This window comes from Herbaspirillum sp. AP02 (assembly GCF_015767275.1).
GTDB lineage: Bacteria > Pseudomonadota > Gammaproteobacteria > Burkholderiales > Burkholderiaceae_D > Herbaspirillum.
Map to the genome: position 1 here is coordinate 246,718 of NZ_JADWMY010000006.1, position 25,436 is coordinate 272,153.

The window sequence follows — 25,436 nt, forward strand, 5'->3', positions numbered from 1 at the left end:
ATGGCCGACCTGACCTCCCTGGTGCCGGTGCGGGCCTCCGCGCTGATGGTGGGCAAGCCGGCTCCCTGGCCGATCTACAACGAAGCCGGCAAGTTGTTGCTGGCGCGCGGTACTCTGATCGACACGGTCGACCAATTGACCGGCCTGATCGAAAATGGCCTCTATCGCAATGCTCGCTGGATTGCCGAGCCCGATACCGAATCGGTGCCGCTGCCGCAGGCGCGTGACGTACTGCGTCGCAAGCAGGGCGGCAAGAAATCCCTGAGGCCGGCGGCCACAGTGCGTGGACAGGAAAGCGTGATCACGGTCGACGAGGTACGCTGGAATATCGGCGATACCCTGTGGTTGCAGTTTGCCGACGACGCCACCCAGCGCTATGCGGTGTCGCTGGTGGGCTGCCTACCCAATCGCAGTATCCTGGTCACCGCGCCGCAGAAGGAAGGCAAGCAGCTCTTCGTGCGCGATGGTCAGCCCTTTGTGGTACGCGCCTTGTCCGGTCGTCGCGCCTATGCCTTTGCAGCCCAGTTGCTGAAGTACCAGCAGACGCCGTTCGTCTACCTCCACCTTTCACTGCCCAAGGAAGTGCGCTCCACCGTGATCCGCCAGGCTACCCGGGTAGCGGTGGGCGCCGAAGGCTACCTGGCGCTGGATGGCGCCAATCCGCTGCCGGCCAGCGTGATCGATCTCAGTCTGGGCGGTGCCTCGCTGGTGGCGACCTCGCTGTCGGGCAAAGTGGCGGCGCAGAAGGGAGTGGTGGGGCAATTGCGTTTCGTGGCCGCCGTAGCCGACCAGCAACTGAGTCTGGACCTGCGGGTGGTGCTGCGCGCTGTCGAGGCGCTGGGCGAGGCCGATTTCCACCAGTACGGCGTGGAATTTTCCGGCCTGAGCGTGCGCGACAAACTGGTGCTGGCGGCCTATGTCTACCAAGAACTGAGCCAGCAAGAGTAGGGCGGCATCACGGTGCCAAGAATGTCGCTGGCGGGGACTGCCCAAAGCCCGGCTTCGGTTAAAATTCAGGCCATGAAAATCCTCATCAGCAACGACGACGGCTACCTCGCCCCGGGCATCATTGCCCTGGCCGAGGCGCTCGCCCCCATCGCCGACATTACCGTCGTCGCGCCGGACAGCAACCGTTCCGGCAGCTCCAATTCCCTGACCCTGGATCGTCCACTATGGGTAGAGCAGGCCGCCAACGGCTTCCACTACCTCAATGGCACGCCGTCGGACTGCGTCCACGTGGCGCTGACCGGTTTGCTCAAGGAACGTCCGGACCTGATTGTCTCCGGGATCAACCAAGGTCAGAACATGGGCGACGATACGCTGTATTCGGGCACCGTCGCAGCGGCCACCGAGGGTTTCCTGTTCGGGATTCCATCGATTGCGTTTTCGCAACTCCACAAGGGCTGGGCCGAGCTGGATGCAGCAGCGCGCATTGCCCGCGAGATCGTGGAACGCCGTTTCGATGCCTTGCCGCAGCCGTATCTGCTCAATGTCAACATCCCCAATCTGCCGTATGCGCAGATCAAGGGCAGCCTGGCGACCCGGCTGGGCAAGCGTCACATGTCCGAGCCGGTCCATAAGCTGACCGATCCGCATGGTCGCGATCTGTACTGGATCGGTCCGGCCGGTGCTGCTCGGGATGGCGGTGACGGTACCGATTTCCATGCCACTGCCAATGGTTATGTCTCGATCACGCCGTTGCAGATCGACCTGACCCACACGACCCAGCTGGACAATCTCAAGAAAGCGCTTGCATGAGCGACAAGTCCAGCCGCTTTCCTCTGAGCCTGTCCTCGGTGGTCGACAAGAAGAAGACCGCCGGCGCCGGCCGGGACACGGCTGGCAGGCCCCAGGCAACCACCCAGACTGCGGCCAAGAACGCGGCCCAGTCATCCCAGCGGGCCGCGCTCAAGCCGGTGCAGCAGGGTCTGGCGCAAGCCCTGCGCGCGCCGCCGGTGCCGCCACGGGCCCCGGTGGTACCGGCCCAGCGCCTGCTCAGTGCCGCACCGGCGCCGCGTACGGCGATCAAGAATGTGATGACGGTGACCCAGACCAATGGCTCCCATCATGCTTCGCCGCTGGCCTCCGAAGCGGTGCGCAAAGCCATGGTGGCGCGCGTGGCCAAGCAGGGCGTGGCCGATGCCAAGGTGCTGGCCGCGATGGAGGCGGTACCACGGCACATGTTCGTCGAGCCGGGACTGGCCAGCCAGGCCTATATCGACGCTTCGCTGCCGATCGGCCATCACCAGACCATTTCCCAGCCCTACATCGTGGCGCGGATGATCGAGATCATGCGCCAGAACCGCCATGGCGGCCGTCTGGACCGGGTGCTGGAAATCGGTACCGGCTGCGGTTACCAGGCCGCGGTACTGTCGCGGGTGGCGGGCGAAGTCTATTCAATCGAGCGCATCAAGCCCCTGCATGAACTGGCCAAGACCAATCTGCGTCCATTGCGGATAGCAAACATCCGCTTGCATTACGGAGATGGTATGCTTGGCCTGCCGCAAGTGGCGCCTTTCGACGGCATCATCCTCGCCGCGGCCGGACTTGAAGTGCCGCAGGCCCTGCTGGAGCAACTCGCCATCGGTGGCAGGCTGGTAGCCCCGGTAGGCGAACGCCAGCAGGTGCTGGAATTGATAGAACGCGTCGGCCAGCGTGACTGGCGCCGTAGTACCCTGGAACAGTGCCATTTCGTGCCATTGCGGCCGGGTACGGTGTGACGCGGTAACCCGCTTACGCAGGTTACGGCCTGATGTGGCAAGGCAGCACCGGCGGATGTCAGGATCCGCCAAGCATCATCGAAACAGGGAACGGGCGGCAACAAGCACAAGCATCCAAGCCGCGGATCGATGAAGAGAGCGGATGGGCAGGCAAGGGGGCCGCATTTCCCTGATGAACTTCTGGCGCTGGCTGCGTGTCAACTAGCGTCGTACAAAATCTTACGTAAGAGCATGAAGAAAATTCGTTTGGCTGTAATGGGCAGTGTCGTCAGTCTGCTGGCCGCCTGCGGCTCGACACCGAATCAGCAGCCGGCGCCCGTCGTGGAGCGCACCACCAGCACCGTCAAGCCGGTCGACAATGCCGTCGCGGCGGTTGCTCCGGTCCCCTCTGGGCGTGGCTACTATACGGTCAAGAAGGGCGATACCCTGTATCGCATCGCCCTGGATGTCGGGCAGAACTGGCGTGACATCGTGGCCTGGAACAACCTGACCAACCCGAACGACATCAAGGTCGACCAGGTGTTGCGGGTAGCCCCCCCTGATCGCGCCGGCGGTGCACCGCAGACCGCTGCCGTGGTCGCGGCACCGGGCGCCGGGCTGGATGTGAGGCCGCTGGGTGCACCAGGAGCAGCGGCACCTGCAGCATCTGCGCCATTGGCTTCGGGCGGCAACAAGACCGGGCCGCGTGGTGACAAGCGTGCCTATTCGGACAGCGCGCTGGCCGAACTGGAAAAGCCGGATGCAACCCCGGCTGCAGCAGCTCCGGCGGCAGCCGGGGCCAAGCCTGAGGCAGCGCATGCAGCCGACAAGCCGGCAGCAGCCAGCCAGTCGGCCGCCGGTGATGATGAAGGGGTGTCCTGGATGTGGCCGGCCGACGGCAAGGTGGTCGGGACCTTCGACGGCGGCAAGAAGGGTGTCGATATCGCCGGCAAGGATGGCCAGTCGGTGCTGGCGGCGGCTGGTGGCAAGGTCATGTATGCCGGCAGCGGCATCCGTGGTTATGGCAACCTGGTGATCATCAAGCATACCAACAACCTGTTGTCGGCCTATGCCCACAACAAGACCATCCTGGTGAAGGAAGGTCAGAGTGTGACCAAGGGGCAAAAGATCGCTGAGATGGGTAAATCCGACAGCGACAGCGTCAAGCTGCACTTCGAGATCCGCCAACAGGGCAAACCTGTTGATCCCTCCAAATACTTACCGCCACGCTAGCGTATGACAAGCAATCGCCGCGATCACTTGCCAGACCAGGACCCTCGTGAAGAGGACATCGACGATCCCATTGATGAGATCGACGAACCGGAAGTGATCGACGGCGATGCTGCCGAGCAGCCCCAGGAGGCGGCTCCGGCCGAGGGGGTGGACGAGCTCAAGAAGGTGCTGGCCGCCGAACTCTCCACCGATACCACCCAGCACTACCTCAACAAGATCGGCGCCAAGCCCTTGTTGACGGCGGCCGAGGAGCTGCATTTCGCCACCCTGGCCAAGCAGGGCGAGTTCGTGGCGCGCCAGAAGATGATCGAGCACAACCTGCGACTGGTGGTGTCGATCGCCAAGCACTACATCAATCGTGGCGTGGCCCTGCTGGACCTGATCGAGGAGGGCAACCTCGGCCTCATGCGCGCCATCGACAAGTTCGAGCCCGAACGCGGTTTCCGATTTTCCACTTACGCCACCTGGTGGATACGCCAGAGCATCGAACGCGCCATCATGAACCAGGCACGCACGGTGCGCCTGCCGGTCCACATGGTGCGCGAGCTGAACCAGATCCTGCGTGCCAAGTACCACCTGGAGGCGCAGCATCGGGACGGCCGCGACGCCGGGGCGGAAGATATTGCCCATCTGGTGGGGCGACCGGTGGAAGAGGTGCAGGACGTGCTGGCCTTGTCCGAACATGCGGCCTCGCTCGATACCCCGCTGGACAACGATCCCCAGGCCAGCCTGATGGACCTCTTGCCCAGCGCAGTGGAGGAGCATCCCGATACCCGCGCCGAAAGCCAGGAAGCCGCCTTGTTGATCAGGGAGTGGTTGAAGAGCCTGTCCGAAAAGCAGCGTGTGGTCGTAGCCCGTCGCTTTGGCCTGGACAACGACGATCCATCCACCCTGGAGCAGCTTGCCGGCGAGATGGGCATCACCCGTGAGCGCGTGCGCCAGGTGCAGCAGGAGGCGCTGGTCAAGCTCAAGCGCCTGCTGACCTCGCGCGGAGTGGGGCGGGACGCCTTGTTCTGAGTTTCTGAATGGTGTCGCGCTGTAGGTCGGCCTTTCTAGCTGCGCATTCCCGCTGATTTCTTTCGATTTCCTTCATCCAGCTGTGTCCGGATGTGCGGCGCGCTTCCCTCCCGGTCCCGGATCGCGGACAATACCGCTTTTGTTTTTGGCCGCGGACTTCGGTCCCATCCCTGTGGTTTCCCTCATGCAACAAGACATCATCATTGAAATCAAGTCGCTCGATATGGACGGGCGCGGCGTTGGTCACCTCGAAAACGAGGATGGCACGCCAGGCAAGGTCATCTTCGTCGAAGGCGCGCTGCCCGGGGAGCGGGTCAGTTTCCAGTCCTATCGCAAGAAACCGAAATGGGAAGCCGGCGAGATGACTGCGCTGCACCGCGAATCCTCGCTGCGGGTGAAGCCGCGCTGTGACTATTTCGGTACGTGCGGCGGCTGCGCCATGCAGCATCTGGAGCCCTCGGCCCAGGTCGCCATGAAGCAGCGTGTGCTGGAGGACAACCTCTGGCATCTGGGCAAGACCAAGGCCGAGGTGATGCTGCGGCCCATCTATGGTCCGACCTGGGGTTATCGTTACCGCGCCCGCATCTCGGTGCGCCATGTGGCCAAGAAGGGCGGGGTGCTGGTGGGTTTCCACGAAAAGCGCTCTTCCTTCATCGCCGATATGAAGACCTGCGAGATCCTGCCCCCCAACGTTTCTGCCATGCTGGTGCCGCTGCGCGAACTGGTGGCTGCGCTGACCATCCGCGATCGCATGCCACAGATCGAACTGGCCGTGGGCGAAGGCGATGATGGCAACAAGGTCACCGTGCTGGTGTTGCGCATCATGGAGGCGTTGGCTCCGGCCGATGAGGTCTTGCTGAAGGCCTTCGCCGACCAGTACCGGATCGAATGGTGGCTGCAGACCAAGGGCCCGGACACGGCCGCTCCGTATTATCCGGCGCAATCGAAGTTGCAGTACACGCTGCCGGAATTCGGCATCCGCATGCCCTTCAAGCCTACCGATTTCACCCAGGTCAACCACCAGATCAACCGCGTACTGGTGGCGCGGGCACTGCGTTTGCTGGATGTGCAGCCGCAAGACCGCGTGGCCGACCTGTTCTGCGGCCTGGGCAACTTCACGCTTCCTATCGCCACGCTGGCGCGTGAAGTGGTGGGCATCGAGGGCAGTACTGCGTTGACCGAGCGTGCCCTGGATAACGCCAAGGTCAATGGTGTGGATGCCAAGACCAGCTTCTACTGCCGCAATCTCTTCGAGGCCAAGCCTGAGGATTTCGTGGCCCTGGGCAAGTTCGACCGTATGCTGATCGATCCGCCGCGCGAAGGTGCCATGGAAGTCTGCAAGGCCCTGGTGGAGTTGCCGCCGGAGCAACAGCACCTCAAGCCCAGGCGTATCGTCTATGTCTCCTGCAATCCCGCCACACTGGCGCGTGATGCCGGAATGCTGGTGCATCTGGGCGGTTATTCACTCAAGTATGCAGGCGTGGTGAACATGTTCCCGCACACCGCCCACGTCGAGTCGATCGCGGTGTTCGACCTGCCGGAGTAAATCCGGGGCCGGGCGATCCGGCGTACCAACAAAAAAGCCGGCTTGCGCCGGCTTTTTTGTTGCTCAGGATGCAAGAAGCATCGTTTGTCAGTCGCGGTTACCGCCCACCATACCCAGGATCGACAGCAGGTTGGCGAAGACGTTGTACACGTCCAGGTAGATCGCCAGCGTGGCGGAGATGTAGTTGGTTTCGCCGCCGTTGACCACCTGTTGCACGTCAAACAGGATATAGGCCGAGAAGATGGCGATGGCCACCACCGAAATGGTCAGTTGCAGCGCCGGCAGGTGCAGGAACATGTTGGCCAGCGAAGCCACCAGGATCACCAGCACGCCCGCGAACAAGAATTTCCCCAGGCCCGAGAAATCACGCTTGGAGACGGTGGCGATGGTGGCCATGCCGCAGAAGATGATCGCGGTGCCGCCAAAGGCCGTCATGATCAGCCCGGCGCCGTTGGAAAAGCCCAGCGTGAACTCGATCAGGCGCGACAGCATCAGGCCCATGAAGAAGGTGAAACCCAGCAGGAAGGCCACACCCCAGCCGGAATTCTTGGTCTTCTCGATGGCGTAGAAGAAACCGAAGGCGATCGCCAGGAACAGCACTAAGCCGATCATCGGGCTGGCGGCGAAGAGGTTCAAGTGCATCTGCACGCCCAGCCAGGCGCCCAGCACGGTCGGGATCATCGACAGCGCCAGCAGCCAGTAGGTGTTGCGCAGTACGCGGTTGCGGGTGGCCAGGCTCGTGGTCGAGTGGCCGAAGGTCGTGTCCAGTTGGTTCATGTGTCCTCCGAAGCGTTGAATGCGAGCCAGAGAATAGCACGGCGGCTCGATGTTAAGACAAGTCTTCCCTCTCTCTGGTTCGCACGCACTTTGCCGACTTGTTCTGACACTTGTCCTGCCAAGTCATGCCCCACTGCAGTGCATGCTGCGAAAGATGTGTGCTTGACATCTCAAAGGAGGTGAATTGACGTGATATCTGATGGTTTCATGCTAAAATACAAGGTTCATTGAATTATCAATTCTTGGCTTTAAGCCATTATTTTTATTGGAGTTTTTCTCATGGCAATTGAACGCACCCTGTCGATTATCAAGCCCGACGCCGTCGCCAAGAACGTGATCGGCCAGATCTACACCCGTTTCGAAAACGCTGGCCTGAAGGTCATCGCTGCCCGCATGGCACAACTGTCGCGCGCTGAGGCAGAAGGCTTCTACGCCGTGCACCGCGAGCGTCCTTTCTTCAAGGATCTGGTGGACTTCATGATTTCCGGCCCGGTGATGATCCAGGTGCTGGAAGGCGAAGGCGCGATCCTGAAGAACCGCGATCTGATGGGCGCTACCGACCCGAAGAAGGCTGACAAGGGCACCATCCGCGCCGACTTCGCCGACTCCATCGATGCCAACGCCGTGCACGGCTCGGACGCTGAAGAAACCGCCAAGGGCGAAATCGCCTATTTCTTCCCGGCGCTGAACGTCTATTCGCGTTAATCTGTTCCTGTTTTCCATCGGTCTTCCGGATCGGAGCGGAAACCGGCGCTGCAATCCCTGTCGCGTCTTTCCACCCTGGTCCCGGCCGCAAGCATCATGACTACAGCTCTCACCAATCTGCTGGATATGGATCCCGCGCAACTCGTCGCCTACTGCGGCGAGTTGGGTGAGAAGCCGTTTCGTGCCAAGCAGTTGCAGCGTTGGATACACCAGTTCGGGGTGTCTGATTTCGATCAGATGACCGATCTGGCCAAATCGCTGCGCGACAAGTTGAGGACCCGCGCCGAAGTTCGCGCGCCGGCCATCATCAGTGACCATACCTCCACCGACGGTACACGCAAGTGGCTGGTCGACGTGGGCCAGGGCAATGCGGTGGAAACCGTGTTCATCCCTGAAGAAAACCGCGGCACGCTGTGCGTTTCAACGCAGGCGGGCTGTGCCGTGAATTGCCGTTTCTGCTCGACCGGCAAGCAGGGCTTCAACCGCAATCTGACGGTTGCCGAGATCATCGGCCAGCTGTGGATGGCGGAATTCGAGCTGCGCAAGACCAAGGGTATCGAAGGTGGTCCCAAGGGCGAGCGCCAGATTACCAATGTGGTGATGATGGGCATGGGCGAGCCGCTGCTCAATTTCGAGCCGACCGTGACCGCCTTGCGCCTGATGCTGGACGACAATGCCTATGGCCTGTCGCGCCGCCGCGTGACCTTGTCTACCAGCGGCGTGGTGCCGATGATCGACAAGCTGTCCCAGGAATGCCCGGTGGCGCTGGCGGTCTCGCTGCATGCCTCCAACGACGCGCTGCGCGATTCGCTGATCCCGTTGAACCGCAAGCATCCTCTGCGCGAGCTCATGCTGGCATGCAAGCGCTACCTGGAATTCGCCCCGCGTGACTTCATTACCTTCGAGTATTGCATGCTCGATGGCGTCAACGACACCGACACCCATGCACGCGAGCTGGTCGCGCTGGTGAAGCAAGGCGAGACTGCCATCCCGTGCAAGTTCAACCTGATCCCTTTCAATCCCTTCCCCGAGTCGGGCTTGAAGCGTTCCCACAATCCGCGCATCAAGGCGTTCGCGCAAATCCTGATGGACGCCGGTATCGTGACCACCATCCGCAAGACGCGTGGCGACGATATCGACGCCGCCTGCGGGCAACTGGCCGGCGAAGTCAAGGATCGTACCCGGGTGCAGGAGCGCATGCAGAAGATGGCCGAATATCAGGACAAGTACGGTCGGGATTTCGGCCGCATCGTGGAGATCTCCGGGTGACGGCAGGGGGCCTGAATACCCTTGCTGGTTGCGTTTCACCAGCCCTTGCCAACGTGGCGAGGGGAGATGCACCTCTTTTTTTCGAATCTGTTGCAGGGGCGTCGATGTTGCGCTGGGGCGCATTCATCGCACGTCCTTTTTGTGTTTTTGTCGAAATGATTGCCCGCGCTGCCGTTCGTCGGCAGGGCAGGTTGAAGTGGTCGAAATTCCCGGGAGGGGCGCGACGCCGGTCGCGCAGGGACGCTCCAGAAGAATCCGGCCAGGGCCGGTTAAAAAAAGCTTTTCCATGTGGAGCATTTGATGAGTGATCAACAAATGAACGAAATGTCGTCGCAACAACCGCAAGATGCAGGTCAATCGTCCCAGACCACGCTCTTGCCGGGTGCCATGCTGGCCGCCGCCCGTCAGCAGAAAGGCTGGTCGGTGGAGCAGGTGGCCAGTCTGGTCAAGCTGGCGCCGCGCCAGATCCAGGCCATCGAAGCCGATAACTACGCGGCCCTGCCGGGCCTGGCCGTGGCGCGTGGTTTTGTGCGCAGTTATGCCAAGGTGCTGGGCCTGGACGTCAACGCCATGGCCGCAGCCATGCCGCAGGAGTCGGCCGTGGCACAGCGCGATCACATCGTGCCGCAGTATTCACTGTCCACGCCTTTCTCGGAAGGGCCGCTGCCGGCCATGATGATGAGCACGCGGGGCAATAGCTCGGCCTTGCCCATCGTGGCGGGGGTGATTGTGGTCGCCTTGCTGGCCGGTGCGGCTGCAGTGCGTTGGACCGACCTGGGTGCAGCGGTGCCACAACTTGCGTGGCTGAAGTCGCACCGTAGCGAAGTGTCGGCGCCGGAAGCCGTGCAGAATACGGAAGTCGCATCCTCCGATACCCCGGTCAACGCACGCGTCGATACGATTGCCGCGTCGACTGGCGAAGAGGCGGACAAGGGCGCCGCCAAGGAAGTCTCGCCTGTCGCGGCTACTGCGGTCGCTCCGGCTGCCCCGGTGGCGACTGCCGTCGCCCCTGTGGAGGCAGCCACCCCGGCCGCGGCACAACCAGCGTCGACTGCCAGCCCATCGGCGACCGCGCCAGTGGCCTCGTCGTCTTCGTCCACTTCGTCCGCCCAGATGGCTTCGTCCAGCGTCCCCAGTGGCCTCAATATCGTCAACAGCAAGGACCTGCTGCGACTGACCTTCCGTGAGGACTCCTGGGTAGAGATCCGGCGTGCCGACAAGACCACGGTGATTTCGCGGCTGCTCAAGGCGGGTACGACGGAAACCTTCGACGTCTCCGACGCCACGACCCTGATCATCGGCAATGCCTCCGGCGTCGACGCCACCTTGCGCGGCCAGCCGCTGGACCTGAAATCCCCGGGCGGCAGCAACGTCGCACGGCTGAACCTGAACTGAACCGTCTGCCTATCATGTCTTCCTCCCCGATCGCTTCCGGGCCGCTGGCCCGCCGCAACAGCCGCCGCGTGATCATCAGCCACGGTGCGCGGGAGATCGTTGTCGGTGGTGGTGCGCCGGTGATGGTGCAATCGATGACCAACACCGATACCGCCGACGCCATCGGGACGGCGATCCAGATCAAGGACCTGGCGCGTGCCGGCTCCGAAATAGTTCGTCTGACCGTCAATACACCCGAAGCGGCAGCAGCGGTGCCGGCCATTCGCGAGCAACTCGACCGCATGGGCGTGGATGTGCCGCTGGTGGGCGATTTCCACTACAACGGCCACACCCTGCTGACCGACTATCCCGAGTGTGCCCAGGCCCTCTCCAAGTACCGCATCAATCCCGGCAACGTCGGCAAGGGCGCCAAGCGCGACACCCAGTTCGCCCAGATGATCGAGGTAGCCTGCAAGTACGACAAGCCGGTGCGCATCGGCGTCAACTGGGGCAGCCTGGATCAGGCGCTGCTGGCGCGCATCATGGATGAGAACGCGGGTCGTGCCGAGCCCTGGTCGGCGCAGGCCGTGATGTACGAGGCACTGGTTACCTCCGCGATCGAAAACGCCCAGCGCGCCGAAGAGCTGGGCATGGCGGGAGACAAGATCATCCTGTCCTGCAAGGTCTCCGGTGTGCAGGACCTGATCGCGGTCTACCGCGAACTGGCGCGCCGTTGCGACTATCCGTTGCACCTGGGCCTGACCGAGGCCGGCATGGGCAGCAAGGGCATCGTGGCGTCCACTGCAGCACTGTCGATACTGCTGCAGGAAGGCATCGGCGACACCATCCGCATTTCGCTCACCCCCGAACCGGGTGGCGACCGTACCAAGGAAGTGGTGGTCGGTCAGGAAATCCTGCAGACCATGGGCCTGCGCAAGTTCACTCCGATGGTAATTGCCTGCCCCGGTTGCGGCCGCACCACCTCCACCGTGTTCCAGGACCTGGCAGACAAGATCCAGACCTTCCTGCGCGAGCAAATGCCGGTGTGGAAGGGCAAGTATCCTGGCGTGGAAGCCATGAACGTGGCCGTGATGGGCTGCATCGTCAATGGCCCGGGTGAGTCCAAGCATGCCAATATCGGCATCAGCCTGCCTGGCACGGGTGAATCCCCGGCGGCGCCGGTGTTCATCGATGGTGAAAAGAGGATGACCCTGCGGGGTGAACGCATCGCTGAGGAATTCCAGAACGTGGTGCTGCAATACGTCGAATCACACTATGGCCAGGGCGGTCATGCCTGATTGAGCTGCAGCTTGGGCCGCCCAGCGCGGCTGGAGGCGGCAAGCCATGCGTTACACTTGCGCTGGACTGCTCGCATGAATGATGCGACAGGTGACAGCATTCAGAATTGAAGTTTCAAGAAAACACTCTCCGGTATTCGGTATGTCAGAACAAAAGAAAGTCGAAAAAATCGTTGGCGTCAAAGGGATGAACGACATCCTGCCCGCCGATGCGCCGTTGTGGGAACTGTTCGAGAACACCGTGCAATCGGTGCTCAAGAGCTATGGTTTCCAGCAGATCCGCACCCCCATCGTCGAACCGACCGCACTGTTCGCACGCGGCCTGGGCGAGGTGACCGATATCGTCGAGAAGGAGATGTACTCCTTCACCGATTCCATGAACGGCGACAACCTGACCCTGCGTCCGGAAAACACCGCCGGCGTGGTGCGTGCCGCCCTCGAGCACAACCTGACCTACGACGGCCCCAAGCGCCTGTGGTACGTCGGCCCCATGTTCCGTCACGAGCGTCCGCAGCGTGGTCGTTATCGCCAGTTCCACCAGGTGGGGGCGGAGGCGGTCGGCTTCAGCGGCCCGGACATCGACGCCGAACTGATCATGATGTGCCAGCGCCTGTGGGATGACCTTGGCCTGTCCGACATCCGCCTGGAACTGAACTCGATCGGCAACGCCGAAGAGCGCAACAAGCACCGCGCCGACCTGATCGCCTACTTCGAGCAGCACAAGGAGCTGCTGGACACCGACGCCCAGCGCCGCCTGCACGCCAACCCGCTGCGTATCCTCGATACCAAGAATCCGACCATGCAGGACATGGTCAACGCCGCCCCCAAGCTGCTGGACTACCTGGGTGAGGAGTCGCGTGCGCACTTCGAAGGCGTGCAGAAGATCCTGCGCCACAACAACATTCCTTTCACCATCAACCCGCGCCTGGTGCGTGGCATGGACTACTACAACCGTACCGTGTTCGAGTGGGTCACCGACCAGCTGGGTTCGCAAGGCACGGTCTGCGGCGGTGGTCGCTACGACCCGCTGATCGAAATGTTCGGCGGCAAACCTACGCCGGCCTGCGGTTTCGCCATGGGCGTGGAGCGTCTGCTGGAGCTGATGAAGGCCAACGGCGAGCAATACGCGCCCAACCAGTGCGACGTCTACCTGGTCCATCAGGGCGATGATGCCCAATTGCAATCTTTCGTCCTGGCGGAACGTTTGCGGACTGCCGGGCTCGATGTTGTGCTACATTGCGCATCGTCCAATGGTGGTGGTTCCTTCAAGGCGCAGATGAAGCGCGCCGACGCCAGTGGCGCCGCCTTCGCCATCATCATCGGCGAGGATGAGCTCAAGGCAGGCACCGCCACCGTCAAGCACATGCGCGAAGGCAACGCCGAGGAAGGGCGCGCCAACCAGAGCAACATGGCATTCGATGCCGTGGTCGACTACATCGTGGAGCAGATCGTCGGCGATCATGACCACGATCATGATCATGACCACGTGCACTACCACCCCTGAGCAAGCGTCATCCGTCAACACAGTTTTCTAATCGCAGAGTTACATGGCATACGATCTCGAAGAACAAGAACAGCTTGATTCCATCAAGGCCTGGTGGGCGAAATACGGCAATCTGGTGACCTGGGCGCTGATCATCGCGCTGGCCGCCTATGCCGCCTGGACGGGCTGGAATACCTACCAGGGTCGCCAATCGGCGCAGGCCTCGGTGTTGTATGAAGAGCAGCAGAAGTCGTTTGCTGCCAAGGACAATGCCAAGGTGCAGCGCGCCGCCAGCGACATCCAGGACAAGTTCAGCGGCACGGCCTACGCAGAGATGAGCGCGCTGGTGGCGGCCAAGTCGGCTTTCGATGCCAACGACACCGACACCGCCAAGAAGCAGCTGCAATGGGTGATCGACCACGGTCGTGGCAAGGAATACAAGGCCATCGCCGCGGTGCGTCTGGCCGGCGTGCTGCTGGATGCCAAGTCCTATGATGAAGCATTGAAGCTGCTCTCCGGTGACTATCCGGCCCAGTTTGCCGGCGCCATTGCCGACCGCAAGGGCGATGTACTGCTAGCGCAGGGCAAGCGCGACGAAGCGCGCACCGCCTACAAGCTGGCCCTGGAAAAGAGTGACGCCAAGGACCCCGGTCGCCAGCTCATCCAGATCAAGCTGGACGCCATCGGCGGCGAAGCGCCCAAGGCCTGAACGGCTGACTGAGATCGTGCCGGCATGAGGTCCGCTACGGCGGCAGTCATGCCTGCCGCCAGGGCCGCAAAGGGCAGCCCTGGAATTGAACCGCAATCCCACCGCGAATCCATTCATCGCTTAGAGGAAACAGAATATGCGTAGTGTGACAGCCACCGCTGCCCAGGCAACATCCATTGCTCGTTCCCGTCGTACCGGTAAGCTGGTGCTGAAGCTGGCTGCGGTTGCAGCCGTGGTTACCTTGTCCGGCTGCTCGCTGTTTTCCAGCAAGAAGGATCCGAATCCGCCGGCACCGCTGGTCGAATTCACGCAGAAACTGCGCGTACAGACCGCCTGGTCGGTCTCGGTGGGCAAATCCGGCAGCTTCCAGTTCAGCCCGGCCTACGCCGCCGGCAGCATCTTTGCCGCCGCCAATGACGGTAGCGTGGTCCGTATCAATGCCCAGAACGGCCAGACCCTGTGGCGCAGCCGCACCGACATGGACCTGACGGCCGGTGTCGGCACTGATGGCAGCACCGTTGTGGTAGTGGGCCAGAAGGGCCGCATCCAGGCTTTCGACGCCGCTTCCGGCAAGCCCACCTGGAGCGCCCAGGCGCCCAGCGAAGTGCTATCCTCGCCGGCAGTGGGCGAAGGCCTGGTGGTCATTCGCAGCATCGACAACCGCGTGACGGCGTATGATGCCGACAATGGCAGCCAGCGCTGGATGGTCCAGCGTAACGTACCCTCGCTGACGCTGCGCAATGCGCCCGGCATCGCGATCGGTTCGCAGACCGCCTTCGTGGCGCTGCCGGGTGGCCGTCTATCGGCCCTGGCTCTGAATAACGGCGGTCCGCGCTGGGAAGTGCCGGTTGGTGACCCGCGCGGTACTACCGAGCTGGAACGAATTTCCGATGTGTCCGGTGTGCCGGCACTGGGTTCGCGTGATATCTGCGCCGCGTCCTACCAGGGCCGCATCGGTTGCTTCGACTTGTTGAATGGCAATGTGCGCTGGATCAAGGAGTTCTCCAGTGACGTCGGCGTCAATCTGGACGATGCCTATGTCTATGCCGCCGATATCGGTGGTGCCGTCACCGAATTCGCCCGCGATACCGGTGCCGTCATCTGGCGCAACGATCGTCTGAAGAATCGCATGCTGTCGGCCCCGATCGCCGTGGGCAAGGCAGTGGCAGTGGCTGACTACCAGGGCTATATTCACTTCCTGTCGCGTGAAGATGGTGCCTTCGTGGCGCGTCTTTCCACCGACGGTAGCGCAATCCAGGCGCCTCCGGTCTCGACCGGGTCGTCTGTCGTTTTCCAAACCAAATCAGGAACAGTGGTCTCCGTCGTCGCTGAATAAGTGACGAACGACCCTTAAAGAAAAGAAATGAAACCGGTAATTGCACTTGTAGGCCGTCCCAACGTCGGCAAATCGACGTTGTTCAACAGGCTCACCCGCAGCCGCGATGCGCTGGTGGCGGACCTGCCCGGCCTGACGCGCGATCGTCACTACGGCGAAGGCCGGGTCGGCGAACGTCCGTTCCTGGTGATCGATACCGGTGGCTTCGAACCCGTCGCCAAGGACGGGATCATGTATGAAATGGCCAAGCAGACCAAGCAAGCCGTGGTCGAGGCCGATGTCGTGGTGTTTATCGTCGATGGTCGGCAGGGCTTGACGCCGCACGACAAGACCATCACCGACTTCCTGCGCAAATGCGGACGTTCGGTGATGCTGGTGGTCAACAAGTCCGAAGGCATGAAGTACACCTCGGTCACCGCCGATTTCTACGAACTGGGCATGGGCGATCCTTATGTGATCTCCGCTGCCCATGGTGATGGCGTGGCCGATCTGGTGGAGGAAGCACTGGACCAGATCGAGGCCCAGCGCGCCCAGGAGCCGGAGCCGGAAGCGGCTGCCGTACGCGGCACCAAGATCGCCATCGTCGGCCGTCCCAACGTCGGCAAGTCGACCCTGGTCAACACCTTGCTGGGCGAAGAGCGCGTGATCGCCTTCGACATGCCCGGCACCACCCGCGACTCGATCGAGATTCCGTTCGAGCGGGAAGGCCGTCATTACACCCTGATCGACACCGCAGGCATCCGCCGCCGTGGCAAGGTGTTCGAAGCCATCGAGAAGTTTTCGGTGGTCAAGACCCTGAAATCGATTTCAGATGCCAATGTCGTGCTGCTGTTGCTGGACGCCCAGCAGGATATCTCCGAGCAGGACGCCCACATTGCCGGCTTCGTGCTGGAGTCGGGCAGGGCGCTGGTGGTCGGGGTGAACAAATGGGATGGCATGCAGAGCGACCAGCGCGACCAGATCAAGATGGATCTGGAGCGCAAGCTCAATTTCCTGTCCTTCGCCAAGTTCCACTTCATCTCCGCGCTGAAATCCACCGGCATCGGCCCGCTGATGAAATCCATCGATTCGGCCTACGCCGCCGCCATGGCCAAGCTGAGCACGCCGCGCCTGACCCGTGCGCTGGAAGAGGCGCTGGAGCACCAGCAGCCACGTCGCAAGGGCTCGATCCGTCCCAAGCTGCGCTACGCGCACCAGGGTGGCCAGAACCCGCCGGTGGTGGTGATCCACGGCAATGCCCTGGAAGCCATCGACGACAACTATAAGAGATATCTGGAAAAGCACTTCCGGGAAACTTTCTCTCTGGTGGGCACTCCACTGCGTATCGAGTTCAGGTCGGGCAAGAATCCTTTCATCCGGCAGGAAAAATAAATCGTAAACCTGCTATTCGATCAATGTTTTTGGCGTTGGAGCGAAAATCGTTTAAATTGAATAGCATAAAGTTGGTAAAGCACTTGATATTCCTTGAAGTGCCTCCAAGTCCTAATCACAACAACACCGTGGAGCTGCCATGAGCAACAAAGGGCAATTGTTACAAGACCCATTCCTGAACGCATTGAGAAAAGAGCACGTTCCCGTCTCTATCTACCTGGTCAACGGCATCAAGCTGCAAGGCCATGTGGAGTCTTTCGATCAATACGTGGTCCTGCTGCGTAACACTGTTACGCAAATGGTTTACAAACACGCCATCTCCACCGTCGTGCCTGCACGTGCGGTCAACCTCAGTCTCGAATCCTCGTCCGACGAATAATGGTCTACCTGGCCGGCTTGACGCCGTGGGCATTCTGACATGCGTGCCGCGTTAGTCGGCCTGGACTTCGGCAAGAACGACTTCGCCGCAAGTCTGGATGAGCTCTTCCTTTTGGCAAAATCGGCTGGTGCAGAACCGGTGATCACCATCACCGGTCGTCGCGCCAGTCCGGATGCCGCTCTCTTCGTTGGTACCGGCAAGGCACAGGAAATCGCCGACGCCGTCGCCGACCTCCAGCTCGAACTGGTCATCTTCAACCATGCCCTGTCGCCGGCCCAGCAACGTAACCTGGAGCGGTTGCTCAAGGTGCGTGTGCTCGACCGTACCAGCCTGATCCTCGATATCTTCGCGCAGCGCGCCAAGAGCCACGAGGGCAAGGTGCAGGTCGAACTGGCCCAGCTGCAGCATCTCTCGACCCGCCTCATTCGCGGCTGGACCCACCTGGAACGGCAAAAGGGCGGTATCGGCCTGCGCGGTCCCGGTGAAACCCAGCTGGAAACCGACCGCCGCCTCCTGGGTGAGCGCGTCAAGGCGCTGCGCGCCGTACTGGCCAAGCTGCGTCGCCAGCATGCCACCCAGCGCCGCGCGCGCGGGCGCAGCGAAACCTTCTCGGTCTCGCTCGTGGGCTATACCAACGCCGGCAAGTCGACCATCTTCAACGCCATGGCCAAGGCCGGCGTGTATGCGGCCAACCAGCTCTTCGCCACGCTGGACACGACCTCCCGTCGCGTCTACCTGGGCGAGGTGGGGCACGTGGTGATTTCCGACACCGTCGGCTTCATCCGCGAACTGCCGCACCAACTGGTGGAAGCCTTCCGTGCCACACTGGAAGAAACCATCCATGCCGACCTGCTGTTGCACGTGGTGGATGCCGCCAGCCCGGTGCGGATGGAGCAGATCGACGAGGTCAACCTGGTCTTGAGGGAAATCGGCGCCGACCACGTGCCGCAGATCCTGGTCTGGAACAAGATCGACGCCGCCGGCCTGGAACCGGCGGTCGAGTATGACGAGTATGGTAAAATCCAGCGGGTTTTCGTCAGTGCCAAGTCTGGCGCTGGCCTGGATCTGCTGCGCGAAGCGATCGCCGCTTCGCTCAAGGCCGCCTTGGAGGCCAGGGGTCGCAGCCGTTCCACGCCAGTCGATTCCGTAGACATGCACGCCTGAGCCGTTCGAGGGGACGGCCTTTCGCACGTTCCCGGCGCGCATTCCTCCTTGATTCTCTTAATCCATCACTTCAGACGGATCGCAAACGCATGCTTGTGTCTTTATTCAGGAAAATCGGTGTCAAGTTTTCGTTGAACGACCCCCAATGGGGACGTGGTTCGCAAAACGACAACCGCGAGAATCAGAATAACGGAAGTAACGGCGACAAACGGCCCGAAAAACCGTCCGGCAACAACGACGGCCCGCCCGACCTCGACCAGCTCTGGCGCGACTTCAACCAGCGCATCGCCGGCCTGCTCGGCCGCAAGGGTGGTGGTGGCTCCGACGGTGGCAACGGTGGCGGCGGCTTCAATCGCGGCGACGTCAAGGGCGCCGGCATCGGTGTGGGCGTCATCGCCGTCATCGTCGCCTTCCTCTGGCTGGCCAGCGGCTTCTTCATCGTGCAGGAAGGCCAGACCGCCGTGATCACCACCTTCGGCCGCTACAGCCACACCACGCTGCCGGGCTTCAACTGGCGCTGGCCGTACCCCATCCAGGGCCATGAGATCGTCAACATGTCCCAGGTGCGTACCGCCGAGATCGGCTATCGCGGCAGCGTGCGCAACAAGCAGCTGAAGGAATCCCTGATGCTCACCGATGATGAAAACATCATCGACATCCAGTTCGCTGTCCAGTACAAGCTCAAGAACGCCGCCGAATGGCTGTTCAACAACCGCGATCCGGACGATTCCGTGCGCCAGGTGGCAGAAACCGCCATCCGCGAGATCGTCGGTCGCAGCAAGATGGACTTCGTCCTTTACGAAGGCCGTGAAAAGGTCGCGCTGGACGTGAGCCAGCGCATGCAGCAGATCCTGGACCGCTACAAGTCCGGCGTGCAGATCACCAACGTCACCATGCAAGGCGTGCAACCGCCCGAGCAGGTGCAGGCTGCCTTCGACGATGCCGTCAAGGCCGGCCAGGACCGTGAACGTCTCAAGAACGAAGGCCAGGCCTATGCCAACGACGTGATCCCGCGCGCCTCCGGCGCCGCCTCGCGCCTGCTGGAAGAGGCCGAAGCCTACCGCTCCCGCGTGGTGGCCAACGCCGAAGGTGATGCCTCGCGCTTCACCCAGGTGCAGGAAGCCTATGCCAAGGCCCCGGCCGTGACCCGCGACCGCATGTACATCGAGACCATGCAGCAGATCTTCGCCAATACCACCAAGGTCATGGTCGATGCCAAGTCAGGCAGCAACCTTCTGTACCTGCCGCTGGACAAGTTGATCCAGCAAAGTGGCAGCGATGCGGCTCCGGCCGCCGGCAAGCAGCAGGCGCCCGCGGCCAGCCAGTCTTCTTCGGGCGCTGCATCCACCAATTCGACTGCAGGAAACGACACTGTGTATTCTTCCGAGCTGATGCGTGATACCAGAAACCGCGATCCCCGTGAGTCGCGTGAAAGGGAGGTGCGCTGATGGGCCGCCTCGTCACTTCCGTCATCATCGCCGTCGTCGCGATCTGGCTGGCCTCGTCCACCATCTTCGTGGTCGACCAGCGCTCCTCGGCCATCGTCTTCGCCCTGGGTGAGGTCAAGCAGGTCATCAACGAGCCCGGTCTGCACTTCAAGCTGCCGCCGCCGTTCCAGAACGTGATGTACCTGGACAAGCGCATCCAGACCCTGGATACCCCCGATGCCGACCGTTTCATCACGGCTGAAAAGATGAACGTGCTGGTCGATGCCTACGTCAAGTGGCGCATCGTCGATCCGCGCCTGTACTTCGTCAGCTTCGGCGCCGACGAACGTCGCACCCAGGATCGCCTGTCGCAGATCGTCAAGGCTGCGCTGAACGACGAAATCACCAAGCGCACCGTGCGCGAGGTCATCTCCAGCCAGCGCAACAACGTCATGGACGCTATCCAGGCCCGCGTGGCCAACGAGGCCAAGCAGATCGGCGTGGAAGTCATCGACGTCCGTCTGCGCCGTGTGGACTATGTGGACCAGATCAACGCCTCGGTGTTCGAGCGCATGAAGTCCGAACGCGTGCGCGTGGCCAACGAGCTGCGTTCCACCGGTGCCGCCGAATCGGAAAAGATCCGTGCCGATGCCGACCGCCAGCGCGTGGTCATCCTGGCCGAAGCCTATCGTGAATCCGAAAAGATTCGCGGTGCCGGCGACGCCAAGGCCTCCCAGATCTATGCCCAGGCCTTCAGCCAGAATGCTGATTTCTACAAGTTCTATCGCAGCCTGGAGGCTTACCGCGCCAGCTTCAAGAACCGCCACGATCTGATGGTGGTGGACCCGAGCTCGGAATTCTTCAAATACTTCAAGGGTGTGGGCGGCAGCGCCGCCAGCGCGGCAAAGAAGTAAAAATCCGCCGAACAGGCGATAATGTGAAGCTTCCTGCACCGCCTCCGAGTGAAGCGGGCAGGGCGAACAGGATGGATGCCGCTGGTAAAGGGCATCTTTCCTTTTTTGGTCGGACACAATGTTCCAGGATGCAATTTTCCCGGAATGCAAGAAAAGGGGCGGCAGTTTTCCTGTACCGCCCCGGTTTTTCGTCTGGCCGCTTGCTATTGCCGCGTTTGCCATCGCCATGATTGTCATGGCAATGCACATCGCCGTTCCACGTATCCGTTTTTTTTAGCTTTGACTTTTGTTTATGCCTAACTGGCTTCTTCCCGAAAACATCGCCGATGTCTTGCCCTCCGAAGCGCGCAAGATCGAGGAACTGCGTCGCCGTCTGCTCGACAATTTCCGCCTCTATGGCTACGAAATGGTCATGCCGCCGCTGCTGGAGTACCTTGAATCCCTGCTCACCGGCGCCGGCCAGGACACCGACCTGCGCACCTTCAAGCTGGTCGACCAGCTCTCCGGTCGCACCCTGGGCGTGCGCGCCGACATGACCACCCAGGTGGCCCGCATCGACGCCCACCTGCTCAATCGCGCCTCCGTGACCCGCCTGTGCTATGCCGGCAGCGTCCTGCATACCCGCCCGACCGGCCTGCACGCCACCCGTGAACCGATCCAGATCGGCGCCGAGATCTACGGTCATGCCGGCATCGAAGCCGATGCCGAAATCCAGGAGCTGGCCTTGAATTCGCTGGCCCTGGCCGGCATGCGCACCATCCGCCTGGACCTGTGCCACGTGGGCGTACTGCGCGCCATCATCGCCAACGACCCCGCCGCCAAGCGCCAGGAAGCCAACCTGTTCGGCCTGTTGCAGGCCAAGGACCTGCCTGGCCTGCAGGAAATCACCGCCGGCTTCCAGGAAGGCACCCGTGCCGCGCTGCTGGCCCTGCCCAACCTGTACGGCGACATCTCCGTCATCGCCCGCGCCCGCATCACCCTGCCGGCGCTGCCTGGCATCGGCCAGGCGCTGGACGAGTTGCAGGCCCTGGTGGAACTGGCCGCCGGCCATGAGGGCGCGGCCATCACCATCGATCTGGCCGACCTGCGCGGCTATCATTACCACAGCGGCGTGATGTTCTCCGCCTATGTGCCGGGCCTGCCCAATGCGGTGGTGCGCGGCGGCCGCTACGACCATGTGGGTGAAGCCTTCGGCCGCGCGCGGCCGGCCACCGGCTTCTCCCTGGACCTGCGTGAGCTGGCGCGACTGATGCCAGGCGCAGAACGAAAACGCGCCATCCTTGCCCCTTGGGGCAGGGACGCCGGTCTGCGTGAGAAAATAGCGCAATTGCGGCAAGCGGGAGAGATCGTGATCCAAAGCCTTCCCGGCCACGAACACGATCAGGACGAATTCGATTGCGACCGTGCACTCGAATTCAGCAATGGAAACTGGATTATCAAAAACTTGGGTTGAGTCATGTTACAGAACAGCAATGCAAAGAATGTCGTCGTCATCGGTACGCAATGGGGCGACGAAGGTAAGGGCAAGATCGTCGATTGGCTGACCGATCACGCGCAAGGCGTGGTGCGTTTCCAGGGCGGCCACAATGCCGGCCACACGCTGGTCATCGGCGGCAAGAAGACTGCGCTGCAACTGATTCCCTCGGGCATCATGCGCGAAGGCGTGGCCTGCTACATCGGCAATGGCGTGGTGCTGTCGGTGCCCGACCTGCTGCGCGAGATCGACAAGCTCGAAGCCGCCGGCGTGGAAGTGTGTTCGCGCCTGAAGGTGTCGGACGCCTGTCCCCTGATCCTGCCCTATCACGTGGCCCTGGACGTGGCCCGCGAAGCCGCCCGTGGCGACGCCAAGATCGGCACCACCGGCAAGGGTATCGGCCCGGCCTATGAAGACAAGGTCGCCCGTCGCGCCATCCGCGTGGCCGACCTGTTGAACGAAAAGCGCTTTGCCGAAAAGCTGCTGGCCAACCTGGACTACCACAACTTCGTCCTGACCCACTACCTGAAGACCCAGCCTGTGGACTACCAGAAGACCCTGGACGAAGCCCTGGCCAACGTGCCGCGCATCAAGCCCATGGTCACCGACGTCTCCAGCGACCTGTACGCCGTCCACAAGTCTGGCGGCAAGATCCTGTTCGAAGGCGCGCAAGGCAGCCTGCTGGACGTGGACCACGGCACCTACCCGTTCGTCACCTCCAGCAACTGCGTGGCCGGCAATGCCGCCGCCGGTGCGGGCGTGGGCCCGGGCATGCTGCACTACATCATGGGTATCACCAAGGCTTACACCACGCGCGTCGGTTCCGGCCCGTTCCCGGCCGAACTGCCCACCGATGCCGGCACCGGCAAGCACCTGGCGTCGGTCGGCCATGAATTCGGTACCGTCACCGGCCGTGCGCGCCGTTGCGGCTGGTTCGATGCCGCCTTGCTGAAGCGCTCGGTGCAGATCAACGGTGTCTCCGGCATGTGCCTGACCAAGCTGGACGTGCTGGACGGCCTGGAATCGCTGAAGCTGTGCACCGGCTACAAGCTGAACGGCAAGACCGTCGACATCTTCCCGGTCGGCGCCGAAGAAGCCGCTGCCTGCGAACCGATCTACGAAGAAATGCCGGGCTGGTCCGAGACCACCGTCGGCGCCAAGTCGCTGGATGCACTGCCGGCCAACGCCCGCGCCTACATCCAGCGCATCGAGGAACTGGTGGGCGTGCCCATCGACATGATCTCCACCGGTCCCGACCGCGAAGAGACCATCGTCCTGCGTCACCCGTTCAAGTAATCAGGCCATCGCCGTAACACGTAACAAAGCAACACGAAGCAATCAATAATATGAAGATCTCTGACGATAAAGACCTCTGGGTCTCCTGGGATGACTACAACCGCCAGATCGAACGACTGGCGCTGAAGGTCTATGAATCCGGCTACCAGTTCGACCAGGTGCTGTGCCTGGCGCGCGGCGGCCTGCGCCCGGGTGACGTGATGTCCCGCATTTTCGATGTCCCGCTGGCCATTCTTTCGACCAGCTCCTATCGCGAAGCCGCCGGCACCATCCGCAGCTCGCTGGACATCGCCAAGTACATCACCATCACCAAGGGAACCCTGGGTGGCCGCATCCTGCTGGTGGACGACCTGGTCGATTCCGGCGTCACCCTGCAAAAGGTGATGCTGCACCTGAAGGAACACTATCCGGCCGTCACCGAGATCAAGAGTGCCGTGTTGTGGTGGAAGGCCTGCTCGGTCGTGGAACCCGATTTCCACATCGACTACCTGCCCACCAATCCCTGGATCCACCAGCCCTTCGAAGAGTACGACGGTCTGGGCCCGCACCAGCTGGCGGCCTGGATCAAGAAGGGCGCCTGAGTATCGTCTTCACCAACGATGCTTCAGATGTGAAAAGAGCTTGCCGCGGCAAGCTCTTTTTTTCGCCTTTGATTTGTCGGGAGCCCGCTATTCGTACCGTCCTGCGCTCAGCAGGTCTCTACGCGCTTGGAGGTGGAGGTGCGCACCGGCTTGCCATCCATCTTCCAGCTCAGCAAGGCCACCGCGATGCCCGCCAGCGGCAGCAGGGCGGCCACATAGGGAACGGCATGCAGGCCCGGGCCGTGGTCAATGGTCACGCCACCCAGCCAGGCGCCGGCGGCGTTGCCCAGGTTGAAGGCCGCGATATTGGCCGAGGACGCCAGGTTGGGCGCGCCGGTGGCCTTTTCCAGCACCCGCATCTGCAGCGGCGGCACGGTGGCGAAGGCCGCCATGCCCATCAGGCCGACGCCGACGATGGCCGCGATCTTGTTGCCGTTGGTCAGGCCGAACAGCACCAGTACCACTGCCAGCAGCACCAGGCTGCCCAGTAGCGTGGCCATCAGGCGCTTGTCGGCCAGCTTGCCGCCGGCCAGGTTGCCGATCACCAGCCCCAGGCCGAACAGCAACAGGATGGGCGACACCGCCGACGCCGGGAAGCCGCTGATGTCGGTCAGGATCGGGGCGATATAGGTGAAGGCCGCGAATACGCCACCGAAGCCCAGCACCGTCATCAGCAGGCCCAGCATCACCTGCGGGCGCATCAGCACGCGCACTTCCTTGCCGAAGTCGGCCTCCTCGCCGCCTTGCGAGCGCGGCACCAGCACGGCGGTGGCGGCCAGGGCGATCACCCCGATCACGGTCACTGCCCAGAAGGTGGAGCGCCAGCCATAGTGTTGACCCAGCCAGGTGCCGAAGGGCACGCCCAGCACATTGGCCACCGTCAGGCCGGTGAACATCAGCGCGATGGCGGAGGCCTGCTTTTCCTTTGGCACCAGGCTGGTGGCCACCACCGAGCCGACCCCGAAGAACGCGCCGTGGGCAAAGGAGGCCACCACCCGGCCCAGCATCAGCGTGGCGTAGCCCGGGGCAATGGCACAGGCCAGGTTGCCGATCACGAACACCACCATCAGCGCGATCAGCAGCGTCTTGCGCGGCAGGCGGCCGGTGGTGGCGGTCACCAGCGGCGCACCCACGAACACGCCCAGCGCATAGCCGGTCACCAGCAGACCGGCCGAGGACAGGCTCACGCCCAGGTTGGAGGCCACTTCCGGCAGCAGCCCCATGATGACGAACTCGGTAGTCCCGATGGCGAATGCGCTGATGGTCAGCGCCCAAAGTGCAATTGGCATGGCAATCCTCTTGTTGTGGTGTGGAGTAGGCCGGCTTCTCCAGTTGGATTGCCAGCGATGTGAAGGATTGTGCGCGCAGTCTTTGTTGAGAAAAA

The 25,436-nt window shown here is 62.2% G+C and carries 23 protein-coding genes; 21 read left to right on the forward strand and 2 right to left on the reverse strand.

Translation table 11 applies throughout. The annotated features are described in order from the left end of the window. The 6 genes from I5R65_RS14565 (at position 1) to rlmD (ending at position 6,495) form a co-directional block, all read left to right on the forward strand. Positions 1-948, forward strand: coding sequence for a flagellar brake protein (locus I5R65_RS14565; protein ID WP_180668343.1), 948 nt, complete (start codon positions 1-3; stop codon positions 946-948). Positions 949-1,020: 72 nt separating this feature from the next. Then, complete coding sequence (surE, locus tag I5R65_RS14570; RefSeq protein WP_180668344.1) at positions 1,021-1,758, forward strand: 5'/3'-nucleotidase SurE; 738 nt, start codon at positions 1,021-1,023, stop codon at positions 1,756-1,758. Continuing rightward, positions 1,755-2,720, forward strand: coding sequence for a protein-L-isoaspartate(D-aspartate) O-methyltransferase (locus I5R65_RS14575; protein WP_180668345.1), 966 nt, complete (start codon positions 1,755-1,757; stop codon positions 2,718-2,720). Before surE ends, I5R65_RS14575 begins: the two co-directional genes overlap by 4 nt. A 231-nt stretch (positions 2,721-2,951) precedes the next feature. Continuing rightward, the gene (locus tag I5R65_RS14580) at positions 2,952-3,932 is read left to right on the forward strand and encodes a peptidoglycan DD-metalloendopeptidase family protein (protein ID WP_180668346.1); all 981 of its coding nucleotides are present in this window, start codon (positions 2,952-2,954) and stop codon (positions 3,930-3,932) included. Between the two features lie 3 nt (positions 3,933-3,935). Then, on the forward strand, positions 3,936-4,949 hold the full coding sequence (gene rpoS / locus I5R65_RS14585; protein WP_180668347.1) for an RNA polymerase sigma factor RpoS: 1,014 nt from the start codon (positions 3,936-3,938) through the stop codon (positions 4,947-4,949). 184 nt (positions 4,950-5,133) lie between these two features. Next, entirely contained in the window at positions 5,134-6,495 is a 1,362-nt protein-coding gene (rlmD, locus tag I5R65_RS14590) for a 23S rRNA (uracil(1939)-C(5))-methyltransferase RlmD (protein ID WP_180668348.1), read from the forward strand. An 87-nt stretch (positions 6,496-6,582) separates the two neighbouring features. Here rlmD and I5R65_RS14595 read toward each other — a convergent pair whose 3' ends face one another. Further along, complete coding sequence (locus I5R65_RS14595) at positions 6,583-7,272, reverse strand: Bax inhibitor-1/YccA family protein (protein ID WP_180668349.1); 690 nt, start codon at positions 7,270-7,272, stop codon at positions 6,583-6,585. Positions 7,273-7,551: 279 nt separating this feature from the next. Here I5R65_RS14595 and ndk point away from each other — a divergent pair, with 279 nt between their 5' ends. The 15 genes from ndk (at position 7,552) to I5R65_RS14670 (ending at position 24,052) form a co-directional block, all read left to right on the forward strand. Next, positions 7,552-7,977, forward strand: a complete 426-nt coding sequence (ndk, locus tag I5R65_RS14600) for a nucleoside-diphosphate kinase (RefSeq protein WP_006463303.1) — start codon at positions 7,552-7,554, stop codon at positions 7,975-7,977. A gap of 96 nt (positions 7,978-8,073) precedes the next feature. Then, complete coding sequence (gene rlmN / locus I5R65_RS14605; protein WP_180668350.1) at positions 8,074-9,246, forward strand: 23S rRNA (adenine(2503)-C(2))-methyltransferase RlmN; 1,173 nt, start codon at positions 8,074-8,076, stop codon at positions 9,244-9,246. 300 nt (positions 9,247-9,546) lie between these two features. Next, positions 9,547-10,641, forward strand: coding sequence for a helix-turn-helix domain-containing protein (locus I5R65_RS14610; protein ID WP_180668351.1), 1,095 nt, complete (start codon positions 9,547-9,549; stop codon positions 10,639-10,641). A 14-nt stretch (positions 10,642-10,655) separates the two neighbouring features. Further along, positions 10,656-11,918 carry a flavodoxin-dependent (E)-4-hydroxy-3-methylbut-2-enyl-diphosphate synthase gene (gene ispG, locus I5R65_RS14615; RefSeq protein WP_180668352.1) on the forward strand — a complete coding sequence of 421 codons (1,263 nt, stop codon included), beginning with the start codon at positions 10,656-10,658 and terminating at the stop codon, positions 11,916-11,918. A 142-nt stretch (positions 11,919-12,060) separates the two neighbouring features. Further along, complete coding sequence (gene hisS / locus I5R65_RS14620) at positions 12,061-13,422, forward strand: histidine--tRNA ligase (protein ID WP_180668353.1); 1,362 nt, start codon at positions 12,061-12,063, stop codon at positions 13,420-13,422. A 43-nt stretch (positions 13,423-13,465) separates the two neighbouring features. Next, the gene (locus I5R65_RS14625) at positions 13,466-14,110 is read left to right on the forward strand and encodes a tetratricopeptide repeat protein (RefSeq protein WP_180668354.1); all 645 of its coding nucleotides are present in this window, start codon (positions 13,466-13,468) and stop codon (positions 14,108-14,110) included. Positions 14,111-14,246: 136 nt separating this feature from the next. Then, positions 14,247-15,446, forward strand: a complete 1,200-nt coding sequence (gene bamB, locus I5R65_RS14630; RefSeq protein WP_180668355.1) for an outer membrane protein assembly factor BamB — start codon at positions 14,247-14,249, stop codon at positions 15,444-15,446. 27 nt (positions 15,447-15,473) lie between these two features. Beyond that, positions 15,474-16,817, forward strand: a complete 1,344-nt coding sequence (gene der / locus I5R65_RS14635; RefSeq protein ID WP_180668356.1) for a ribosome biogenesis GTPase Der — start codon at positions 15,474-15,476, stop codon at positions 16,815-16,817. 139 nt (positions 16,818-16,956) lie between these two features. Beyond that, positions 16,957-17,196, forward strand: coding sequence for an RNA chaperone Hfq (gene hfq / locus I5R65_RS14640; RefSeq protein WP_006463311.1), 240 nt, complete (start codon positions 16,957-16,959; stop codon positions 17,194-17,196). Positions 17,197-17,235: 39 nt separating this feature from the next. After that, the gene (gene hflX / locus I5R65_RS14645) at positions 17,236-18,360 is read left to right on the forward strand and encodes a GTPase HflX (protein ID WP_180668357.1); all 1,125 of its coding nucleotides are present in this window, start codon (positions 17,236-17,238) and stop codon (positions 18,358-18,360) included. Between the two features lie 89 nt (positions 18,361-18,449). Further along, positions 18,450-19,808: an FtsH protease activity modulator HflK gene (gene hflK, locus I5R65_RS14650; protein ID WP_180668358.1), complete on the forward strand. Its 1,359-nt coding sequence runs from the start codon at positions 18,450-18,452 to the stop codon at positions 19,806-19,808. Further along, the gene (gene hflC, locus I5R65_RS14655) at positions 19,808-20,701 is read left to right on the forward strand and encodes a protease modulator HflC (RefSeq protein ID WP_180668359.1); all 894 of its coding nucleotides are present in this window, start codon (positions 19,808-19,810) and stop codon (positions 20,699-20,701) included. The genes hflK and hflC overlap by 1 nt, the downstream gene beginning before the upstream one ends. A 292-nt stretch (positions 20,702-20,993) precedes the next feature. Then, positions 20,994-22,154: an ATP phosphoribosyltransferase regulatory subunit gene (locus I5R65_RS14660; protein WP_180668361.1), complete on the forward strand. Its 1,161-nt coding sequence runs from the start codon at positions 20,994-20,996 to the stop codon at positions 22,152-22,154. 3 nt (positions 22,155-22,157) lie between these two features. Then, the gene (locus tag I5R65_RS14665; RefSeq protein ID WP_180668362.1) at positions 22,158-23,471 is read left to right on the forward strand and encodes an adenylosuccinate synthase; all 1,314 of its coding nucleotides are present in this window, start codon (positions 22,158-22,160) and stop codon (positions 23,469-23,471) included. 50 nt (positions 23,472-23,521) lie between these two features. Continuing rightward, complete coding sequence (locus I5R65_RS14670) at positions 23,522-24,052, forward strand: phosphoribosyltransferase (protein WP_006463317.1); 531 nt, start codon at positions 23,522-23,524, stop codon at positions 24,050-24,052. Between the two features lie 107 nt (positions 24,053-24,159). On the opposite strand, the gene I5R65_RS14675 is transcribed toward I5R65_RS14670, so the two are convergent. Beyond that, positions 24,160-25,341 (reverse strand): MFS transporter, encoded by a 1,182-nt coding sequence (locus I5R65_RS14675; protein WP_180668363.1) that lies wholly within the window; start codon positions 25,339-25,341, stop codon positions 24,160-24,162. Between the last annotated feature and the right edge of the window lie 95 nt (positions 25,342-25,436).

Coding starts and splice junctions, on each gene's coding strand:
- I5R65_RS14675 (WP_180668363.1), bottom strand. CDS start 25,341: ATGCCAATTGCACTTTGGGCGCTGACCATCAGCGCATTCGCCATCGGG.
- hfq (WP_006463311.1), top strand. CDS start 16,957: ATGAGCAACAAAGGGCAATTGTTACAAGACCCATTCCTGAACGCATTG.
- bamB (WP_180668355.1), top strand. CDS start 14,247: ATGCGTAGTGTGACAGCCACCGCTGCCCAGGCAACATCCATTGCTCGT.
- I5R65_RS14660 (WP_180668361.1), top strand. CDS start 20,994: ATGCCTAACTGGCTTCTTCCCGAAAACATCGCCGATGTCTTGCCCTCC.
- ispG (WP_180668352.1), top strand. CDS start 10,656: ATGTCTTCCTCCCCGATCGCTTCCGGGCCGCTGGCCCGCCGCAACAGC.
- surE (WP_180668344.1), top strand. CDS start 1,021: ATGAAAATCCTCATCAGCAACGACGACGGCTACCTCGCCCCGGGCATC.
- I5R65_RS14595 (WP_180668349.1), bottom strand. CDS start 7,272: ATGAACCAACTGGACACGACCTTCGGCCACTCGACCACGAGCCTGGCC.
- I5R65_RS14670 (WP_006463317.1), top strand. CDS start 23,522: ATGAAGATCTCTGACGATAAAGACCTCTGGGTCTCCTGGGATGACTAC.
- rpoS (WP_180668347.1), top strand. CDS start 3,936: ATGACAAGCAATCGCCGCGATCACTTGCCAGACCAGGACCCTCGTGAA.
- I5R65_RS14610 (WP_180668351.1), top strand. CDS start 9,547: ATGAGTGATCAACAAATGAACGAAATGTCGTCGCAACAACCGCAAGAT.
- hflC (WP_180668359.1), top strand. CDS start 19,808: ATGGGCCGCCTCGTCACTTCCGTCATCATCGCCGTCGTCGCGATCTGG.
- I5R65_RS14625 (WP_180668354.1), top strand. CDS start 13,466: ATGGCATACGATCTCGAAGAACAAGAACAGCTTGATTCCATCAAGGCC.
- I5R65_RS14575 (WP_180668345.1), top strand. CDS start 1,755: ATGAGCGACAAGTCCAGCCGCTTTCCTCTGAGCCTGTCCTCGGTGGTC.
- hflK (WP_180668358.1), top strand. CDS start 18,450: ATGCTTGTGTCTTTATTCAGGAAAATCGGTGTCAAGTTTTCGTTGAAC.
- der (WP_180668356.1), top strand. CDS start 15,474: ATGAAACCGGTAATTGCACTTGTAGGCCGTCCCAACGTCGGCAAATCG.
- rlmN (WP_180668350.1), top strand. CDS start 8,074: ATGACTACAGCTCTCACCAATCTGCTGGATATGGATCCCGCGCAACTC.
- I5R65_RS14580 (WP_180668346.1), top strand. CDS start 2,952: ATGAAGAAAATTCGTTTGGCTGTAATGGGCAGTGTCGTCAGTCTGCTG.
- ndk (WP_006463303.1), top strand. CDS start 7,552: ATGGCAATTGAACGCACCCTGTCGATTATCAAGCCCGACGCCGTCGCC.
- rlmD (WP_180668348.1), top strand. CDS start 5,134: ATGCAACAAGACATCATCATTGAAATCAAGTCGCTCGATATGGACGGG.
- hisS (WP_180668353.1), top strand. CDS start 12,061: ATGTCAGAACAAAAGAAAGTCGAAAAAATCGTTGGCGTCAAAGGGATG.
- I5R65_RS14665 (WP_180668362.1), top strand. CDS start 22,158: ATGTTACAGAACAGCAATGCAAAGAATGTCGTCGTCATCGGTACGCAA.
- hflX (WP_180668357.1), top strand. CDS start 17,236: ATGCGTGCCGCGTTAGTCGGCCTGGACTTCGGCAAGAACGACTTCGCC.
- I5R65_RS14565 (WP_180668343.1), top strand. CDS start 1: ATGGCCGACCTGACCTCCCTGGTGCCGGTGCGGGCCTCCGCGCTGATG.